This window comes from Wenjunlia vitaminophila DSM 41686 (assembly GCF_000380165.1).
Classification (GTDB): domain Bacteria; phylum Actinomycetota; class Actinomycetes; order Streptomycetales; family Streptomycetaceae; genus Wenjunlia; species Wenjunlia vitaminophila.
Genome location: NZ_KB904669.1, coordinates 51046 through 66807, shown reverse-complemented (window position 1 = coordinate 66807; position 15762 = coordinate 51046). Strand labels below are relative to the sequence as shown.

Genomic DNA, 15762 nt, shown 5'->3' with positions numbered 1-15762 from the left:
CTTACGACCGTCGCCGCTGGCAGCGAAGGGCTGGCGGACCCCATGCACCCCGGATTCGCCCCCTACGGGAAGACGGACTCCGCGGGGGCCGGTGGGGGCCGGGCGCCGCGGGTGCTCGGCGCGGGGGCGTCCGGGGTGACCGGAGGAACGTTCCAGCTCAGACGGGCCAGCGTTCCTGGCGCCAGGCGGCGTCCCAGAACATCCACTCGTAACGAGCGGTGGTGGTGAAGCACCGCACCGCCCGGTCCCGCTCAGCGGTGGAGAGACCCGTGCCGAGACGGTCGGTCAGCGTCAGCACCCTGCGCACCACCGACTGGAACGCCTCGTCGCCGTAGGCCGCGATCCACCGGGTGTACAGCGGGTCGGGGGAGGACCTGGTCAGCAGTTCGGCGCCGACCCTGGCGTAGATCCAGTAGCAGGGCAGCACCGCGGCGACCGCCTCGGCGTAGGAGCCCGAGTAGGCGGTGGCCAGCAGGTAGCTGGTGTACGCCTGCGTGGTCGGCAGCACCTCGGCGTCGTCCGGGCGGACCGGACCCAGGTCGTCCATGAACCCCCGGTGCATCTCCTGCTCGGCGGCGATGGCCCCCACCGCGTCCTCGGCGAACGTCCTCACCTCGTCGTCGGTCGGCGCCTTGGCCGCGCACAGGGCCAGGGCCCTGGAGTAGTCCCGCAGGTAGTGGGAGTCCTGGACGACGAAGTGCCGGAAGGACTCCCGGGGGAGGGTGCCGTCGGTCAGCTTCCCGAGGAACGGGTGGGCCAGGATCGAGTCGTAGACGGGTGCGGCGCTCCGCCACAACTGCTCGGTCAGCGGCTGCTCACTCGTTGGTGCCACGGGTGCTCCCCTGGGAGGTGGTGTCGGTGGTGCATGGGCGTCGAAGGGTGACGGGTGGTGCGCGGGGCGCCGGGTCAGCGGAGTCCGCCTAGGCCTCGGGCGGGGAGAAGACGACCATGACCCGCAGCTCCTCGGTGATGTGGTGGAAGCGGTGCGGCACACCGGCCGGCACGTAGACCACGGTGCCGCGGGCGACATGCGTGGTCTCGGTGCCCACGGTGATCGAGGCGCGTCCGCTCATCACCAGGTACACCTCGTCCTGGGCGTGGGGCTGCTGGGTGTCCTGATCGCCGGGGGACAGGGCGTAGAGCCCGGCGGACATGTTCCGCTCGGTGAGGAAACGCAGGTACGCCCCCTGGTTGGCGGACCGCTCCGCCTCCAGGTCGTCCAACCGGAACACCTTCATCGCCTGCCGCCTCCCCGTTGTCCTCGCCGGCCGTTCCCTCGCCCCGGCCGGGCCCGCCCGGCGGTCCGGACGGGACCACCGTGGGTGCCAGGCGCCATTCAACCCTGCCCGGCCGATCGACGGGCCACCGCCTGCCCTGTCAGCATTTCGGGCATGAGGAACATCATCGTCAAGACGTTGGTCAATGCCGTCGCGATCGGAGTGGCGACCTGGGTCGTCACCGGCATCACCCTGACCGAGGAACACTGGTGGGAGGACGCGGGCACGCTGCTGGTGGTGGCGCTGGTCTTCGGCGTCATCAACGTGCTGGTCAAACCGGTGGTCAAGCTGATGGCGCTGCCGCTGTTCGTGCTCACCCTGGGACTGATCACCTTCGTGGTGAACGCGTTGATGCTCTGGCTCACCTCGTGGGTCTCCAGCGCGCTCGACCTGGGGTTCGAGGTGGACGGCTTCTGGGCCGCGCTCCTGGGGGCGCTGATCATCAGCGTGGTGTCCTGGGGGCTGAACGTGGCCGTCCCGGACCGCGCGGACCGCCGGGTGCGCTGAGGTGCGGCCGCCCAGCGCCACGGGAGCGTTCCGCCCGGCGGCGGGGGCCCGCTGTGTGGCCCGGGCCGGGCCGGGAGCCGTCCGCTCCCGGCCGCGAGAGGCCGTTGGCGCGGCGGGGGCGGACGGCGCACACGTCCCCCGGGCACACCCTAGCCCCGCCCGGTACGGTTCGCTCGGTGGCGCGGCCAGGACGCGGAGGCTCAGCCGTGGCCCGGGTCGGGGCCGTCGCCCGCACCCGTGTCGAAGTCGGGGCCGGAGTACGAGGGCCCCGAGTACCTGGGACTGGTGTACCTCGGGCTGGCGTAGTCCGGTGGGCTCCGGTGGGCGCCTGGTTCGTCCGGGTTCGGGCTGGTGAATCCCGGTGCCGAGTAGCCCAGGGACGGCGTGCGGCGGACCTCCCCGCCGGAGGCCTGGCGCGCCGGTGTGGGCTCGGCCGCTGCCGGGTGCCCTATATCCCCGGTGGTCAGCGCCTGGAGCAGGAACGGTCGTACCCCCCGCTCGAGCAGGGCGCGGCGCCAGGACTCGCGGGCCGCGACCACCTCGGGGGAACGGTCCGCGTGGAGGGTGGCGGTGTCCGCCGCGGGGTTGCGCAGCGCGGTGAACATCACCCCGATCATGCCGATCAGCGTCCCGGTGGCGGCGATCGCCGCGAACAGCCACCCGGCGAAGCGCAGCGGCGCGGCCACCGCCGGGTCGGGATCGGCCAGCTTCAGCAGGTAGCCGCTGGCCAGGAGGATCAGGGCGGAGGTGCCCGCGAGGATCGGGGTCAGAACAGCCACCGCGGCGACCACGCCGGCCCCGGCGGTCCCGTCCACGGCGCCGCTCAGCCGTCGGACGGACGATCCGTCCGTGGCCCGTTGGTCCTCCGCGCCCCCGGTGGACGTCGCGGGGCGGCCCCGTCGCCGGCCGGAGGCGAGCTCCCGGGCCTGGGTGCGGATCTTCAGGTAGTGCTCGTACTCGGTCACCGCGCACGCGGTGATGGTGGCGGTGGCGTTGACGGCCAGGCCGCGCAGGTGGTCGGAGCCCAGCCCCGGGGCGGCCTCGGCCAGCGCGACCCTGATGTCCTCGTCGCGCAGGGCCTCGTCAAGAACCCGTTCGAACTCCGGTCGGTCTTCACTCAGCAGGTGCGGAGCGCTGTTCATATGCCTCCCCCGATGCTCCGTTCTCCGGGCCTTCGCTCCGGTGCGGGGCGGCTCTGCGAGCCCGGTTGGGACGGCTCGGCGGGCGGATTGGACATGGGTAGCCGTAACAGTGCCTCGATGGTAAAGCCGAGAGGTGACGCGCTGACAGAGTGTTGGGGAAATTAGGGTGTGCGGTGCCCCTCAGTGATGGGACGAACGGTGTCGAACTCCCTGCGTCAGCGCCGCCCGGCGGAGAAGGACACCACGGTGATGCCGTGGTGACCGCGTTCGTACGCCTCCCACAGCAGGGAGCGCAGCCCCGGATCGGGGAGGCGGTGGACCAGTGACTCCTCGTCCTCGGCGGAGAGCAACCGCTCGGCCGTGGGGTAGGTGACCGTCCCCGTCACGGTCGCCGCGACCTCCCGTTGGCACGGGTCCCCGGAGCCGCACACCAGGTCGTAGCGGTCGCCGACCTGGAGGTGGCTCCGCCAGGCGTCGGCGGGCACGGGGACCCGCACCGTGCCGCCGCCCCGGAGTCGCCGCAGGTCGTCGTGCTCGACGCAGAACACGCGGACGTCTTCGGGCCGTGACCCCTCGGCCGGCATCAGCTCCTCGATCGGGGGCCGCCCGGCGAGTGCGACCAGGGCGGCGCGAGCGGTGCCGTCCCACCACCGGTCGTGCAGCTCCTCGTCGGTGGCGCCGGTCGTGCGCCCGTGGTGCAGGAGGGTGGTCAGGTGGGACTCCTTCAGGACCTCCGCGGCGGAGCGGGGAGCTGGCCACGCCGTGTGCAGGTGGCGTTCCACGACCGGTTCGCGGGAGTGCGGGAAGAAGACGCACCACATGCCGTGGGCGGCGTCGCGACCCGCGGCGTGCACGCGCAGCCGCCACCACGTCGGCGCGGTGGCCGCCGGCAGCTCGGGACTGATCACGCTGTCGGAGTCCATCTGCCCGATGGGCAGCAGTTCCAGGGCGCCGGCGGGCGGGGGTATCAGGAGGCTGACCTCCTCCACTTCTTCCCAGGGGCCGAGGTCCGGGGCCGGCTCCCGCTCGTGGACGCTGACGGTGACCTCGATCTCGCCCCACTCGGTGCCGGGAGCCACGGTGAGGGAGGTGCCGTCGGGGGCGGCCGCCACCAGGCGGTTCCCGTCGGGGTAGGTGTCGATCAGCGCTTCGATGTCCAGCTCGGGGCCGTGGGGCAGCACGTGGTAGCTGTGCTCCACGAAGAGGCGGCGGACGACCGTCCCCAGCGGGACGTCGGTCGGGGGAGTGCTGTCGGTCGGGGCCATGGCGGTTGACACCCATCTGGCTCAGGGGCCCGGTTCGGGATCCCACTGACCGTAGCGGGCCGCACCGACACCCCCCCGCGCCCGGGGCGGCAGGCAGCCCACCCGGGGTGGTCAGCGCAGGGGCAACCTGGCGACCAGGAGGCTCCCGTCCATGGTCACGCCACCGTCCATGGCCACCGCCAGGTCCTCGGCGTACACGTGGGGGCCGTCCACACGGGTGGAGCCCTCGCCGTCACCGTTCTCCGAGCCGACCTCGCCGAGCAGGTAGGGGATGGGGCTGTGGCCGTGGACGATCCGGCTCCCCCCGTAGGCGTCGAGGAGTTCGCGCACCGCCGTCGGACCGGCGTCCCCGCGGAACGCGAAGCGCTTGGTGAACTTCCGGAACAGGTCCCAGCACTCGTCGGCGTCGCTGCGCTGCAGCACCTCGTGGACGGTGTCGTTGACCGCCTCGATGGAGTCCCCGTACTCCAGGTAGGCGGTGGTGTCCGAGTGCAGCAGGAGGTGGTCGTCCTCCAGGTGGGCGGCGTCGAGGCGGGCCATCCAGGAGACGTGGTGGTCCTGGAGCCGTTCCATGTCGCTCGGCTGACCGCCGTTGAGCCGCCAGGCAGCGAGGAACGAGGCGGTGCCGGCACCCGAGTTGACCGGCTGGTCCCCGAACCGCTTGGCGCCGAGCAGCAGCAGCTCGTGGTTGCCCATCAGGGCCTTGGCGTAGCCGCCGACCGACGCCGCCTCAGCGGAGAGCTGCATCACCAGGTCGATGACCCCGACGCCGTCCGGCCCGCGGTCGGTGAAGTCACCGAGGAACCACAGCCGGGCGTTACCGCCGGTCCAGTGCCCGTCGTGGTCGGTCAGGCCGTTGCCGTACAGGGCCTCGCGCAGCTCGTCGAGGTACCCGTGCACGTCGCCGACGACGAACAGCGGCCCGGGGCCGGCCTCGGTGGCGTGGGCGCCGGCCGGCACCGTGGTGAGTTGGACGGTGGGCTGCTCCGGTTGGGTGGCGGCGAGCAGGGCCGGGTCCAGGGGGAGGTTCGGCTGGGTGGGGGTGTAACCCGGCGGAACGGTGGGGCTCGGCGGCACCGCGGGGCTCGGCGGAACGGCAGGGCCCGGAGGCGCGGCAGGGCCCGGAGGCGCGGGGGGGCTCGGAGGCACGGACGGCGGCGCCGGGGTGGGGGAGTCGGCCATCCCGGGACGCCAGCTCACTGATGCCTGGACAACGGGTCCTGGACCGGCCCCCTGCGTCATCGACCCCTCCACCCTTGCGCCGCGGTGCCCACCGGGAGATCCAGGTCCGCCTGCGACGAGCCAGAGGGGTTCTTCCGGTGTCATCCGCCCATCATAGGAACGACGCTGTTCGGTTGTGACGCACCTGGGGGCTGTGATTCGGAGCGATGCCACAAAAAGTGCGGAGAATCGTCTGGACTGGTGGGTGCCGGGGAGGTGCGCCGTCGGGTCAACCGGCGCCGGGTGAGCGGGGCGGACTGACCTTGACCCGGGGCGGGCGGCGCTGGGAGGAGGTCCGGACGATCAGGTCGGTCGGCATCACCTGCTGGATCGGCTGGGTTCCGCCGACCCCCTCGATCACGTCGATCAGCAACTGGACGACGGTGGTGCCGATGCGTCCCGGCTTCAGGGACAGGGTGGTGATCGGGGGTTCGGTGGTGGCGTAGACGTCGCTCTCGCTACAGCACACCAGCAGCAGGTCCTCGGGGACGCGCAGGCCGTAACGGCGGGCGGCGGCGAGGAGGTCGGTGCCGTTGGGGTCGAAGAGCCCGTAGACGGCGTCCGGCCGGTCGGGGCGGGCGAGTAAGCGGTCGGCGGCGATGGCGCCGGCGCACGCGTCGTGGGCGGGGTAGCACTCGTAGACCGGCTCCTGGCCGACGCGTTCGCACCAGGACAGGTAGGCGGTGGTGGACAGCCGGGTGTAGGTGTCGGTGCTGGTCCCGGTGAGCAGGCCGATCCGTCGGGCACCGGCCGCGGCGAGGTGCTCCAGGATGCCGAGGACCGCGGCCTCGTGGTCGTTGTCCACCCAGGCGTGCACCGGGCAGTTCCCGGGACGGCCGTCACTGACCACGGGGACCCCCTGCCGGGCGAGCTCGGCTACCACCGGGTCGTGCTCGGCCGGATCGATCACCACGGTGCCGTCGAGCGCCACGTTGCTCCACACGTCGTGGCGGGAGGTCGCGGGGAGGATGACCAGGGCGTAGCCCCGGGCCAGGGCGGCTGAGGTGGCGGCCCTGGCCATCTCCGCGAAGTAGGCGAACTCGGTGAAGGTGAACGGTTCTTCTCCGTAGGTGGTGACCGTGAGACCGATCAGTCCCGACCTGCCGGTGCGTAGCGTCCGGGCGGCGGCGGAGGGACGGTAGCCGAGCCTGTCGGCGACCTCGCGGACATGACGGCGGGTGGCTTCGGGGAGGCGGCCCTTGCCATTGAGCGCGTCGGAGACAGTCGTGATCGAAACACCGGCCGCCGCGGCCACGTCCCGGATTCCCGCCCGCTCCAGCCGCCGACCGCTGGGCCGGCTCGCCTGGTGATGTCCTGCTGCTGTCATGGCGAGCCGATAGTAGGGCTCGGAGGCTCTTTGTGCGGGAAAGCACCTGAGCAGGTCAGGCGATACGTTTCTGCATGGTGAAAAATGATCACCGCCTTGGATCTTGTGGGTAGATCGCGGGTTCTGCCGATGCTTTACGCTCGAAGAGTCGGATTGCCGGGTGAGAACACTAGGTCTCGGATAGGTATCAACTCACCTGCACGAGTGACCCGAACCACAGCTCACGCCGGCCGTGCGCGCCTGGGGAGTGCGGCGTCTCCCCCTGATCGCGCGCCCCTCATATGGTGAGCTCACCGACCCATATGGTCGCCCGTCGACTCCAACAGGAGAGGCGGGCACGTGCGAGTGGAGGCGCTGGAACGTGAGCGAGCAACAGCCCAGACTGCGGAAGGCGCTGGACGGCATCCCCACCTACCGGCCGGGGCGGCCAGCCGCCGCGACGGCGGACGGCACGCCCGCCTACAAGCTGTCCTCGAACGAGAACCCCTACCCACCCCTGCCGGGAGTGCTCGAGCAGGCGCTCACCGCGACGGGGGCCCTCAACCGCTACCCGGACATGGGGTGCACGGCCATGCTGGAGGAGCTGGCCGCACGGTTCGACGTCCCCATGGAGCACCTGGCGACCGGGACGGGCTCGGTCGGCATCGCCCAGCAACTGGTGCAGTCCACCGCCGGGCCCGGGGACGAGGTGGTCTACGCCTGGCGTTCCTTCGAGGCCTACCCGATCATCACCCAGATCTCGGGGGCGGACTCCGTCCAGGTGCCGCTGACCAAGGACGAGGGGCACGACCTCGAGGCCATGGCGGAGGCGGTCACCGGGCGGACCCGGCTGGTCTTCGTCTGCAACCCCAACAACCCGACCGGCGCCGCCCTGCGCCGCGCCGAGCTCGAACGGTTCCTGGACCGGGTGCCGGGCGAGGTGCTGGTGGTGCTGGACGAGGCGTACCGCGAGTTCGTCCGCGACCCCGAGGTGCCCGACGGGCTCGAGCTGTACCGGGACCGGCCGAACGTCTGCGTGCTGCGCACCTTCTCCAAGGCGTACGGCCTGGCCGGGCTGCGGGTGGGCTTCGCGGTGGCGCACCCGCCGGTGGCCGCCGCGCTGCGCAAGACCGCGGTGCCGTTCGGGGTGAGCCAGGTGGCGCAGGACGCCGCGGTGGCCTCGCTGCGGGCCGAGGCGGCGCTGTTGGAGCGGGTCGGGGCCCTGGTGGAGGAGCGGGCCCGGGTGCGGGAGGCGCTGCTCGCCCAGGGGTGGACGGTGGTGCCCTCCCAGGCGAACTTCTTCTGGTTGCGGCTGGGTGACCGGACGGCCGACTTCGCCGCGGCCTGTGAGGAGGCGGGCGTGGTGGTCCGCCCGTTCGCCGGGGAAGGCGTGCGGGTCACCATCGGGGAACCGGAGGCCAACGACCTCGTGCTGCGGGTGGCCGAGAAGTTCCGCGAGCAGTTGTAGCGCCCGGGAACCGTGGTCACGGGCGGTCGCCGCCGCGCCGCCGACGGCGTGCCGCCCCAGTCCGGCGTGCCGCTGACCTGCCGGAACCACGGGATGAGAGATCGGTCACTGTGCCCCGCCGGGAACGCCACCGCGTTCCCGGCGGGGCACGTCGTTCGGTGCGGCCCAGTGCACCGGTTTTCGGCATGACAGCCCAGGTCAGCGGGGGTATGGCCGGTTTCGGCCGGGGGCTGGCGGGGTGCTGGGAGCCCTGGGGCGCAGGACAACCCCCCCATGCAGGGATGGAAAGGACTGTCTCATAATGGAGCTTGTGAAAGCGTTCACATTCACAAGCGCTGCCGCTTTCGGGTCACTCGGGATGTTCAGCGCGGATGTGGCGATCACCGCATTCGGTGCGTAGGTGAAGGAGGCGCGGCGTGCACCTGGCCCTGGAGAACGTTGACATCGCGCGGTGGCAGTTCGGCATCACCACCGTCTACCACTACCTGTTCGTCCCGCTGACCATCGGTCTCGCGGCCCTGACGGCCGTCCTGGAGACGGCCTGGGTGCGCACCGGCAAGGAGCACTACCTCAAGGCCACCAAGTTCTGGGGCAAGCTCTTCCTGATCAACATCGCCATGGGGGTGGTCACCGGCATCGTCCAGGAGTTCCAGTTCGGGATGAACTGGTCGGAGTACTCCCGCTTCGTCGGTGACGTCTTCGGTGCCCCCCTGGCCTTCGAGGCCCTGCTCGCCTTCTTCTTCGAGTCCACGTTCATCGGACTGTGGATCTTCGGCTGGGACCGGCTGCCCAAGAAGGTCCACCTCGCCTGCATCTGGATGGTGTCCCTCGGCACCGTCCTGTCCGCGTCGTTCATCCTGGCCGCCAACTCCTGGATGCAGCACCCGGTGGGCTACCGGATCGACGCCGAGACCGGCCGCGCCGAGATGACGGACATCGTCGCCGTCCTCACCCAGAAGACCGCCGTGGTGGTCGTCGCCCACACCCTCACCGCGGCCTTCCTCACCGCGGCGGCCTTCATGGCCGGCATCGCCTGCTACCACCTCGCCCGCCGCCGGCACGTGAAGGTCATGCGGACCTCGCTCCGCCTGGCACTGACCGTCATGGTGGTCTTCGGCATCGGGACGGCGCTCAGCGGAGACGCCCTGGGCAAGGTCATGTACGAGCAGCAGCCGATGAAGATGGCAGCGGCCGAGGCGCTGTGGGAGACCGAGAAGCCGGCGCCGTTCACCCTCTTCGCCTACGGCGACGTGGACGAGGGCCACAACAAGGTCGCCGTGGAGATCCCCGGAGTCCTGTCCTACCTCGGGAAGGGCGACTTCTCCGCCGAGGTCCCCGGCATCAACGACATCAACGAGGCCGAACAGCTCAAGTACGGGCCCGGCGACTACCGGCCCAACATCCCGGTGGCCTACTGGGGCTTCCGCTGGATGATCGGGTTCGGCATGACCTCGTTCGCCTTCGGAGTCGTCGGGCTGTGGCTGACCCGGCGCAGGTTCTGGCTGGCCCCGGAGCACCGCACGGCGTCCGACGAGCCCCCCAAGCTGATGCTCACCCGCGGTCGCAGCCTGGCCGTCCGGCCCAGCCGCTGGTTCTGGCGGATCGGGCTGATCACCATGGTCTTCCCGCTGATCGCCAACTCCTGGGGCTGGATCTTCACCGAGACCGGCCGCCAGCCCTGGGCCGTCTACGGGCTGCTGAAGACCTCCGCGGCGGTGTCCCCGGGCGTGTCCACCGCCGAGGTGCTCACCTCACTGGCCGTCTTCACCGCGCTGTACGGCGTGCTGGCGGTGATCGAGGTGCGCCTGCTGCTCACCTACGCCAAGGCCGGCCCGGCCGAACTGACCCCCAACGAGCTCAGGGACCCCGGCGACGACGACCCCGGCGCGGACGCCGACGCCGACCGCCCCCTGGCCTTCGCCTACTGACACCTGCCCCAACCGGGACCGACCCCGGATCAGGCAACACCGAGACCGACGTCCGACTGGGACAGGAAGGAAGAGCGAGATGGAACTCCACACCGTCTGGTTCGTCATCATCGCGTTCCTGTGGATCGGCTACTTCTTCCTCGAGGGGTTCGACTTCGGCGTGGGGGTGCTGACCAAGGTGCTCGCCCGGGACGAGCGGGAACGCCGCGTCCTGATCAACACCATCGGGCCGGTCTGGGACGGCAACGAGGTGTGGCTGCTCACCGCGGGCGGCGCCACCTTCGCCGCGTTCCCCGACTGGTACGCCACGCTGTTCTCCGGCTTCTACCTCCCGCTGCTGCTCATCCTCGTCTGCCTGATCATCCGTGGGGTGGCCTTCGAGTACCGGGCCAAGCGACCCGAGGCACGCTGGAAGCGCAACTGGGAACACGCCATCTTCGTCTGCTCCCTGCTGCCCGCCTTCCTGTGGGGCGTGGCGTTCGCCAACATCGTGCGCGGGGTGCCGATCGGGCCCGACAAGGAGTACACCGGCGGGCTGCTGGACCTGCTCAGCCCCTACGCCCTGCTCGGTGGCCTGGTCACCCTGGGCCTGTTCACCCTGCACGGCGCGGTCTTCACCGCGTTGAAGACCCTGGGCGGGATACGGGAGCGCGCCCGCGCCCTGGCCACCCGGGTGGGCCTGGCCACCGCCGTGGTCGCGCTGGTGTTCCTGGTGTGGACCCAGGCGGAGCACGGCAACGGCAGGAGCCTGGCCGCGACGGCGGTGGCCGTCGTCGCCCTGGTCGCCGCGCTCGGCGCCAACCGGGCCGGCCGGGAGGGCTGGGCGTTCCTCGGCTCCGGGGTCACCATCGCCGCCGCTGTGACCATGCTCTTCCTCACCCTCTACCCCGCGGTCATGCCGTCCACCACCAACGCGGCCTTCAGCCTGACCGTCGAGAACGCCTCCTCCTCGCCCTACACGCTCAAGATCATGACCTGGCTCGCCGTCCTCGCCACCCCGATGGTCCTCGCCTACCAGGGCTGGACCTACTGGGTGTTCCGCAAGCGGATCGGCACCCAGCACATCCCCGACCCCGGGCACGGCGCCGGTGCCGCCACCGTGCCGCCGTCCCGGCCCGGCGCGTCCACCGGCGCGCACCCCGCCCCCGTGCCGGCGAAGGACAGTCGATGAAACCGGTCGATCCGCGCCTGCTCCGGCACGCGAGGGCCAGCCGCCCCTTCCTGGCCGCCGTGGTGCTGCTCGGCCTGTGCGGGGCCGGACTGGTCATCGCCCAGGCGATGCTGATCGCCGAGGTCGTCGTCTCCGCCTTCGAGGACGGCGCGGCGGCCGGGGAACTGCGCACCCCCCTCCTGGCGCTGGCGGGCGTGGCGGTCGGCCGGGCCCTGGTGTCCTGGCTCACCGAACTCGCCGCGCACCGCGCGAGCGCCGCGGTGAAGGCGCAGCTACGGGCCCGGCTGCTCGACCGCGCCGCCCGCAACGCACCCGCGGGGCGGCGGCGCACCGGTGAACTGGTCACCCTCGCCACCCGGGGCCTCGACGCCCTCGACGACTACTTCGCCCGTTACCTGCCGCAGCTCGGGCTGGCCGTGGTGGTCCCGGCCGCCGTGCTCGTCCGCATCGTCACCGAGGACTGGACCGCGGCGCTCACCATCGCCCTGACCCTCCCGCTGATCCCCGTGTTCATGGTGCTGATCGGGTGGGCCACCCAGGCCCGGATGGACCGCCAGTGGCGTGCCCTGTCCCGGCTGTCCGGCCACTTCCTCGACGTGGTCGCGGGCCTGCCCACGCTCAAGGTCTTCGGCCGGGCCCGGGCGCAGGCCGGGGCCATCGCCCGGATCACCGGGGACTACCGCAGGGCGACGCTGCGCACCCTGCGCATCGCGTTCCTGTCCTCGTTCGCCCTGGAACTCCTCGCCACCATCTCGGTGGCCCTGGTCGCCGTCGGCGTCGGCATGCGCCTGGTCCACGGCGACCTCGACCTGTACACCGGCCTGGTCGTGCTGGTCCTGGCCCCCGAGGCCTACCTCCCGCTGCGGCAGGTCGGCGCCCAGTACCACGCCGCGGCCGAGGGGCTCGCCGCCGCGGAGGAGGTGTTCGCGGTCCTCGCCGAGCCGCTGCCCGAGTCGGGCACCACCCCGGCGCCCGACCTGGCCGGCAGCGCCATCCGCCTGGACCGGCTGACGGTCAGCCACCCCGGGCGGACGACGCCGTCCCTGTCCGAGACCTCCCTCACCCTCGAACCCGGCGAGACCCTGGCCCTCACCGGCCCCAGCGGCTCCGGCAAGAGCACGCTGCTGCACGCGCTGCTCGGCTTCACCCCGCCCACCTCCGGCCGGATCACCGTGGGCGGCACCCCGCTGCACCAGCTCGACCTCGACACCTGGCGCGCGCAGATCGCCTGGGTGCCGCAGCGCCCGCGGCTCTTCGCGGGCACCATCGCCGACAACGTCCGCCTCGCCCGCCCCGAAGCCACCGACGCGCAGCTCCGCGCCGCCCTGCGGGACGCCGGTCTGCTCCGCCACGTGGAGACGCTGCCGGACGGCACCGACACCCGCCTGGGCGAGGACGGCGCCGGCCTTTCGGCGGGGCAGCGGCAGCGGATCGCGCTCGCCCGGGCGTTCCTCGCCGACCGTCCGCTGCTGCTGCTGGACGAACCCACCGCGAACCTCGACGGTGAGACCGAGGCCGAGGTCGTGGACGCGGTCCGTCGGCTGGCCGCCGGCCGCACCGTCCTGCTGGTGGTGCACCGCCCCGCCCTGCTGGCCGTGGCCGACCGCACGGTCACCCTGGGCCCGGCGGCGTCCGACCCGCCGCGGCCGGTCGTCTCCGGGGCGCACACCGCGGACCCCCGCGCGGCCGGTGCGCGGACCCCGGGGGACGCCCCCCAGCGCCCCGGGACCCCCCGTGCCGTCGCCGTGGCCCCGGACGCCGGCAGGGCCCCGCACGCCGACGGGGAGGCTGCCGGAGGCGGCGGGCGCGCGGGGAACCCCGGCCCGGTGCGGCTCCCACGGCTGCCCCGGGGCCGGTTCCTGCTCGCCGCGGTGCTCGGCAGCCTCGCCCTGGCCTGCGCCGTCGGGCTGATGGCCACCTCCGGCTACCTGATCTCCCGGGCGTCCCAGCAACCCCCGGTGCTGTACCTGATGGTCGCGGTCACCGCGACCCGGGCGTTCGGCATCGGACGCGCGGTGTTCCGCTACGCCGAGCGCCTGGTCGCCCATGACGCCACGTTCCGCGTCCTGGCCGACCTGCGGGTCGCCGTGTACCGCCGGTTGACCAGGATCGCGCCCGCCGGGCTCGGTCGCGCCCACCGCGGTGACCTGCTCTCCCGGCTGGTCGCCGACGTGGACGCCCTGCAGGACCACTTCCTGCGCTGGCTGCTGCCGGCCGCCGCCGCGGTCACCGTCGGCGTCGCCTCCGTCGGGCTCACCGGGTGGCTGCTGCCCGAAGCCGGTGTGCTGCTCGCGGTCGGCCTGCTGGTCGCCGGCGCGCTGGTGCCCGCGCTCTCCGCGGTGCTCGCCCGCCGGGTCGAACGGCGCCTCGCCCCCGCCCGCGGCGAACTGTCCACCTCCGTTGTGGACCTGCTCACCGGCACCGCGGAACTCACCGTCGCCGGAGCCCTCCCCCGTGCCCTGGCTGCCACCCGGCGGGCCGACGCCGTGCTGACCAGGCTGGCCTCCCGTTCCTCCGCCACCGCCGCCCTCGGTGCCGGACTCACCGCCCTGACCACCGGACTCACCGTGGCCGGGTGCGCCCTGACCGGCGTGTGGGCGGTGCACGACGGCAGGTTGGACGGGGTGCTCCTGGCTGTGGTGGTGCTGGCGCCGCTGGCCGCGTTCGAGGCCGTCACCCCGATGCCGCTCGCCGCCCAGTACCGGCAGCGCACCCGCCGCGCCCAGGAACGGATCAACGAGCTGCTGGCCGCCCCCGAGCCCGTCGTGGAACCCGACCACCCCGCGCCCGTGCCCAGCGACCCGTACCCGCTGCGGGTGCGGGGACTCACCGCCCGCTACCCCGGGCAGCGCCGTCCCGCCCTGGCCGGGGTGGACCTCGACCTCACCCCGGGCCGCAGGGTCGCCGTGGTCGGCCCGAGCGGCTCGGGCAAGACCACCCTCGCCCAGGTGCTGCTGCGCTTCCTCGACCCCGAGTCCGGCACGGTCACCCTCGCCGGCCGGTCCGTGCGCGACTGCGACGGTGACGAGGTGCGGCGGGTGGTCGGCCTGTGCGCCCAGGACGCGCACGTCTTCGACAGCTCGCTGCGGGAGAACCTGCGTCTGGCCCGGCCGGACTGCACCGAGGCCGAACTGTGGGACGCGTTGGCCCGGGCACGGCTCCGGGACTGGGTGGCCGGGCTGCCGGACGGTCTGGACACCATGGTCGGTGAGCACGGGGCGCGGCTGTCCGGAGGGCAACGCCAGCGCCTCGCCCTGGCCAGGGCGCTGCTCGCCGACTTCCCCGTGCTGGTCCTCGACGAACCCGCCGAGCACCTCGACCTGCCCACCGCGGACGCCCTCACCGCCGACCTGCTCGCGGCGACCGAGGGCCGCACCACCGTGCTGATCACCCATCGGCTGGCCGGGCTCGACGCCGTGGACGAGATCGTGGTGCTGGACGCCGGGCACGTGGTGCAGCGCGGAACCTGGGCGGAACTGGCCGAGGCCGACGGGCCGCTGCGCGGGCTGCGGCAGCGGGAGGAGGCTGCCGACCGGCTGGCCCAGGCGCGGGCGCCGGAGAGCCAGGTGCCGGGGGACCGGGCGGTGGGCGGCCGGGTGCTGGTGGCCCGGTGATCAGGGGGCGGGTCGGCGTTCCAGCAGCGACTCGATGACCCTCGCCACGCCGTCCTCGTCGTTGGACGCGGTGTGGTGGGTGGTGGCCGCGAGCACCTCGGGGTGGGCGTTGGCCACGGCGTAGGAGGTGCCGGCCCAGGCCAGCATCTCCAGGTCGTTGGGCATGTCACCGAAGGCGACCACCTCGGAGGCGTCGATGCCCAGTTCGGAGCAGCAGTGGGCCAGCGTGGTGGCCTTGCTCACCCCGGTCGCGCTCACCTCGAGCAGCGCCACCGAGGAGGAACGGGTGAACTCGGCGTGGGCCCCGGCGGCCTGCCGGGCCATCGCCAAGAAGCCGTCCGGGTCCAGGGAAGGATGTCTGACCAGCAGCTTCAACACCGGGCCGATGTCGCTGGCGAGCAGTGTCTCGGCGGGCGCGGACACCGCCCCCGGCCTGGTCCAGTCGGGCAGCAGCGGGTAGTCCGGCTCGTAGCAGTAGCCCCTGGTGTGCTCCACGGCGAAGGTCACCTCGGGCAGTTCCGCGCGCAGCGCCCGGACCACGGCCAGGGCGTCGCCGGGATCCAGCGCGCGGACCCCGACCAGGCGGTCCCCGTGCAGGTCGTAGATGGCGGCGCCGTTGGCGCAGATGGCGATCCCGTGACGGGCGGTGTGGTCGCTGACCACGTTCATCCAGCGGGCCGGACGTCCGGTGACGAAGTAGACCCGCACCCCGGCGGCCTCCGCGGCGGCGAGCGCGGCCACCGTCCGCGGTGACACCGTCTGGTCGCTGCGCAACAGGGTCCCGTCGAGGTCGGTCGCGATCAGCCGGGGCAACGGCTCCGGTGTCCGCCGCGCCGCGGGCCGACGGTGGGTGGAGGTCATGG

The 15762-nt window shown here is 72.7% G+C and carries 12 protein-coding genes; 5 read left to right on the top strand and 7 right to left on the bottom strand.

Annotation, left to right across the window (positions count from 1 at the left end; all coding sequences use genetic code 11):
* Window positions 1–157: 157 nt before the first annotated feature.
* Complete coding sequence (tenA, locus tag A3IG_RS0113560; protein WP_018384109.1) at window positions 158–832, bottom strand: thiaminase II; 675 nt, start codon at window positions 830–832, stop codon at window positions 158–160.
* A gap of 88 nt (window positions 833–920) precedes the next feature.
* Window positions 921–1238 carry a cupin domain-containing protein gene (locus A3IG_RS0113555; RefSeq protein ID WP_018384108.1) on the bottom strand — a complete coding sequence of 106 codons (318 nt, stop codon included), beginning with the start codon at window positions 1236–1238 and terminating at the stop codon, window positions 921–923.
* A gap of 153 nt (window positions 1239–1391) precedes the next feature.
* Between A3IG_RS0113555 and A3IG_RS0113550 the strand changes: the two genes are divergently transcribed.
* Window positions 1392–1784: a phage holin family protein gene (locus tag A3IG_RS0113550; protein ID WP_018384107.1), complete on the top strand. Its 393-nt coding sequence runs from the start codon at window positions 1392–1394 to the stop codon at window positions 1782–1784.
* A gap of 200 nt (window positions 1785–1984) precedes the next feature.
* Here the strand turns inward: A3IG_RS0113550 and A3IG_RS0113545 are convergent, their stop codons facing one another.
* The 4 genes from A3IG_RS0113545 to A3IG_RS0113530 form a co-directional block, all read right to left on the bottom strand.
* Window positions 1985–2926, bottom strand: a complete 942-nt coding sequence (locus tag A3IG_RS0113545; RefSeq protein WP_018384106.1) for a hypothetical protein — start codon at window positions 2924–2926, stop codon at window positions 1985–1987.
* Between the two features lie 215 nt (window positions 2927–3141).
* Window positions 3142–4191: a hypothetical protein gene (locus A3IG_RS0113540; protein ID WP_018384105.1), complete on the bottom strand. Its 1050-nt coding sequence runs from the start codon at window positions 4189–4191 to the stop codon at window positions 3142–3144.
* 111 nt (window positions 4192–4302) lie between these two features.
* A complete protein-coding gene (locus A3IG_RS0113535; RefSeq protein WP_026220238.1) occupies window positions 4303–5433 on the bottom strand; it encodes a metallophosphoesterase in 1131 nt (376 codons plus the stop codon).
* Window positions 5434–5641: 208 nt separating this feature from the next.
* Window positions 5642–6739 (bottom strand): LacI family DNA-binding transcriptional regulator, encoded by a 1098-nt coding sequence (locus tag A3IG_RS0113530; RefSeq protein WP_078500446.1) that lies wholly within the window; start codon window positions 6737–6739, stop codon window positions 5642–5644.
* A 361-nt stretch (window positions 6740–7100) separates the two neighbouring features.
* On the opposite strand from A3IG_RS0113530, the gene hisC reads away from it, so the two are divergent.
* The 4 genes from hisC to cydD all read left to right on the top strand — a co-directional run bounded on the left by hisC (window position 7101) and on the right by cydD (window position 14899).
* Complete coding sequence (hisC, locus tag A3IG_RS0113525) at window positions 7101–8186, top strand: histidinol-phosphate transaminase (RefSeq protein ID WP_018384102.1); 1086 nt, start codon at window positions 7101–7103, stop codon at window positions 8184–8186.
* A 416-nt stretch (window positions 8187–8602) separates the two neighbouring features.
* On the top strand, window positions 8603–10114 hold the full coding sequence (locus A3IG_RS0113515; RefSeq protein ID WP_018384100.1) for a cytochrome ubiquinol oxidase subunit I: 1512 nt from the start codon (window positions 8603–8605) through the stop codon (window positions 10112–10114).
* A 79-nt stretch (window positions 10115–10193) separates the two neighbouring features.
* Window positions 10194–11285: a cytochrome d ubiquinol oxidase subunit II gene (cydB, locus tag A3IG_RS0113510; RefSeq protein WP_018384099.1), complete on the top strand. Its 1092-nt coding sequence runs from the start codon at window positions 10194–10196 to the stop codon at window positions 11283–11285.
* Window positions 11282–14899 (top strand): thiol reductant ABC exporter subunit CydD, encoded by a 3618-nt coding sequence (gene cydD, locus A3IG_RS0113505; RefSeq protein WP_018384098.1) that lies wholly within the window; start codon window positions 11282–11284, stop codon window positions 14897–14899. The genes cydB and cydD overlap by 4 nt, the downstream gene beginning before the upstream one ends.
* Here the strand turns inward: cydD and A3IG_RS0113500 are convergent, their stop codons facing one another.
* Window positions 14900–15760 carry a Cof-type HAD-IIB family hydrolase gene (locus tag A3IG_RS0113500; RefSeq protein ID WP_018384097.1) on the bottom strand — a complete coding sequence of 287 codons (861 nt, stop codon included), beginning with the start codon at window positions 15758–15760 and terminating at the stop codon, window positions 14900–14902.
* Window positions 15761–15762: the final 2 nt, after the last annotated feature.

Coding starts and splice junctions, on each gene's coding strand:
- A3IG_RS0113555 (WP_018384108.1), bottom strand. CDS start 1,238: ATGAAGGTGTTCCGGTTGGACGACCTGGAGGCGGAGCGGTCCGCCAAC.
- A3IG_RS0113550 (WP_018384107.1), top strand. CDS start 1,392: ATGAGGAACATCATCGTCAAGACGTTGGTCAATGCCGTCGCGATCGGA.
- A3IG_RS0113545 (WP_018384106.1), bottom strand. CDS start 2,926: ATGAACAGCGCTCCGCACCTGCTGAGTGAAGACCGACCGGAGTTCGAA.
- A3IG_RS0113540 (WP_018384105.1), bottom strand. CDS start 4,191: ATGGCCCCGACCGACAGCACTCCCCCGACCGACGTCCCGCTGGGGACG.
- A3IG_RS0113535 (WP_026220238.1), bottom strand. CDS start 5,433: ATGACGCAGGGGGCCGGTCCAGGACCCGTTGTCCAGGCATCAGTGAGC.
- A3IG_RS0113530 (WP_078500446.1), bottom strand. CDS start 6,739: ATGACAGCAGCAGGACATCACCAGGCGAGCCGGCCCAGCGGTCGGCGG.
- cydB (WP_018384099.1), top strand. CDS start 10,194: ATGGAACTCCACACCGTCTGGTTCGTCATCATCGCGTTCCTGTGGATC.
- cydD (WP_018384098.1), top strand. CDS start 11,282: ATGAAACCGGTCGATCCGCGCCTGCTCCGGCACGCGAGGGCCAGCCGC.
- A3IG_RS0113500 (WP_018384097.1), bottom strand. CDS start 15,760: ATGACCTCCACCCACCGTCGGCCCGCGGCGCGGCGGACACCGGAGCCG.